General features: G+C 75.8%; 2 protein-coding genes. One reads left to right on the top strand and one right to left on the bottom strand.

Annotation, left to right across the window (positions count from 1 at the left end; all coding sequences use genetic code 11):
• Positions 1–21: 21 nt before the first annotated feature.
• Complete coding sequence (locus tag ACWGKU_RS40885) at positions 22–648, bottom strand: TetR/AcrR family transcriptional regulator (protein ID WP_452181081.1); 627 nt, start codon at positions 646–648, stop codon at positions 22–24.
• A 150-nt stretch (positions 649–798) separates the two neighbouring features.
• On the opposite strand from ACWGKU_RS40885, the gene ACWGKU_RS40880 reads away from it, so the two are divergent.
• On the top strand, positions 799–2,019 hold the full coding sequence (locus ACWGKU_RS40880) for an amidohydrolase family protein (protein WP_452181082.1): 1,221 nt from the start codon (positions 799–801) through the stop codon (positions 2,017–2,019).
• Positions 2,020–2,053: the final 34 nt, after the last annotated feature.

The raw sequence follows: 2,053 nt of genomic DNA, 5'->3' as shown, positions 1-2,053 counted from the left end.
GTGCCGCCCCTCGGCGTTTCCTCAGTCCGACCCGTCCAGCAGCCCCGACAGCACCGCCGCCGTCGCCGTCAGCAGGTCCTCCGCGACCGCGCCGCCCGCCGCCGTCCGGGCCAGCAGTCCCTCCCGCGCCGCCAGGACCACCGTCGCGGCCTGGTCGGCGCTCGCGCCCGGGGGTACCAGCTCCGGCAGCGCCCGCTCCAGGACCTCGGCCAGCGCCCGCGCGACCGCCCGGTCGTGCGCGGCGACCTGCTCGGCCAGTGCCGCCGTCCGGGCCGCGACCAGCCGGAACTCCAGGAACAGCAGGATCCACCCGGACTCCGTCGGCTCGACCCGCAGCAGCGCCTCGACCAGCCGCTGCGCCCGCTCCCGGGGCGCCAGCGCCTCGCAGGCGGCGGCCAGTTCGGCCAGTTCGGCCATCCGCTGAGCGGCCTGGTCGTCGAAGAGCGCCAGCAGCAGCTCCTCCTTGCCGCCGAAGTTCGAGTAGAAGGCGCCGCGGGTGTAGCCGGCGGCGGCGCAGACGTCCTCGATGCTCGTCCGGGCGAAGCCGACGGAGAGGAACAGCTCGCGCGCGGCGGCGAGCAGCCGGGCCCGGGTGTGGATGCGGCGTCTGGGTGGTCGGGGGGCGGTATCGGCGGGGGGCGGGTTCACAGCAGCACGATACATGGTGTATTCAGTACGAGTCGTATTCAATACGAGCCGTACTGAAACGAGGGCCATCATCGTGAGCGAGCGAAGCGAACGAACCGCCAAGAAGTGCGCGTGGGCGAGTGCCCCCGCCGAGCGCGGCGAGGTGGGCGCATGAGCCGCCTGCTGATCACCAACGCCCACCTGCTCCACCCCGAGGACGGCACCCGCACCGACCTCGGCTGGCTGGAGACCGCCGACGGCCGGATCGCCGCCACCGGCACCGGCCGCCCGCCCGCCGCCGCCGAGGACGTCCGGGTCCTCGACGCGGCCGGCGGCACCGTCCTGCCCGGCCTGATCGACGCCCACGTCCACCTGCTGGTCACCTCGCTCGACCTGCACGACTTCACCAACTGGACCCCCGGCTACGCCACCGTGCGCGCCCTCGCCGAGGCCGAGCGCATGCTGCGCCGCGGCTTCACCACCGTCCGCGACGTCGGCGGCGCCGACCACGGGATGGCCCGGGCCCTCGCGGAGGGCCTGGTCCCCGGCCCGCGGCTGCTGCACGGCGGCAAGGCGCTCTCCCAGACCGGCGGCCACGGCGACCTGCGCCCGCTCGGCGACGACGCCCTGCCCTGCTGCGAGTCCCGCCCGCACTTCGGCCGGATCGCCGACGGCGTGGACGCGGTGCGGACCGCCGCCCGGGACGAGTTCCGCAAGGGCGCCCGCCACCTCAAGGTGCTGCTCTCCGGCGGCGTCGCCTCCCCGCACGACGAGATCGGCGCCGTCCAGTACAGCGAGGAGGAGATCCGCGCGGCCGTCGAGGAGGCCGAGAACCACAACCGGTACGTCACCGTGCACGCCTACCACCCGCGGGCGATCGACCGCGCCCTGCGGGCCGGCGTGCGCTGCGTCGAGCACGGGAACCTGCTGGACGACGGCACGGTCGCCCTGCTGCTGGAGAAGGACGCCTTCCTGGTGCCCACCCTGGTCGCCTACGAGCAGACCGCCCGGGCCGGCGCCGCCTCCGGCCTGCCGCCCGCCTCCCTGGGCAAGCTCGCCGAGGTCCGCGACCGGGGCCTGGAGGCGCTGGAGCGCGCCCACCGCGCGGGCGTCAACCTCGTCTACGGCAGCGACCTGCTCGGCCCGCTGCACCCGGCCCAGCTGGAGGAGTTCACCCTGCGCGCCCAGGTCCAGCCGGTCGCGGACGTGCTGCGCTCGGCGACCACCACGGCGGCCCGGCTGCTCGGCCTGGCGGGGGAGATCGGCACCCTCGCCCCGGGCGCCCACGCCGACCTGCTCGTCCTGGACGGCGACCCGCTCGCCGACCTCGCCGTGCTCACCCGCCCCGACCTCCACCCGAAGCGGGTGGTCAAGGCCGGCGTCCCGGTCTGACGGCGAAACGGCGGGCGGGCGCCCGGGGAAACCC

The sequence above is a fragment of the Kitasatospora sp. NPDC054768 genome (assembly GCF_053612025.1).
This window is presented reverse-complemented; position numbering and strand designations above follow the sequence as displayed.

What these genes read in the sequence shown, in the direction of transcription:
- ACWGKU_RS40880 (WP_452181082.1), top strand. Translation starts at nt 799, where the DNA reads ATGAGCCGCCTGCTGATCACCAACGCCCACCTGCTCCACCCCGAGGAC.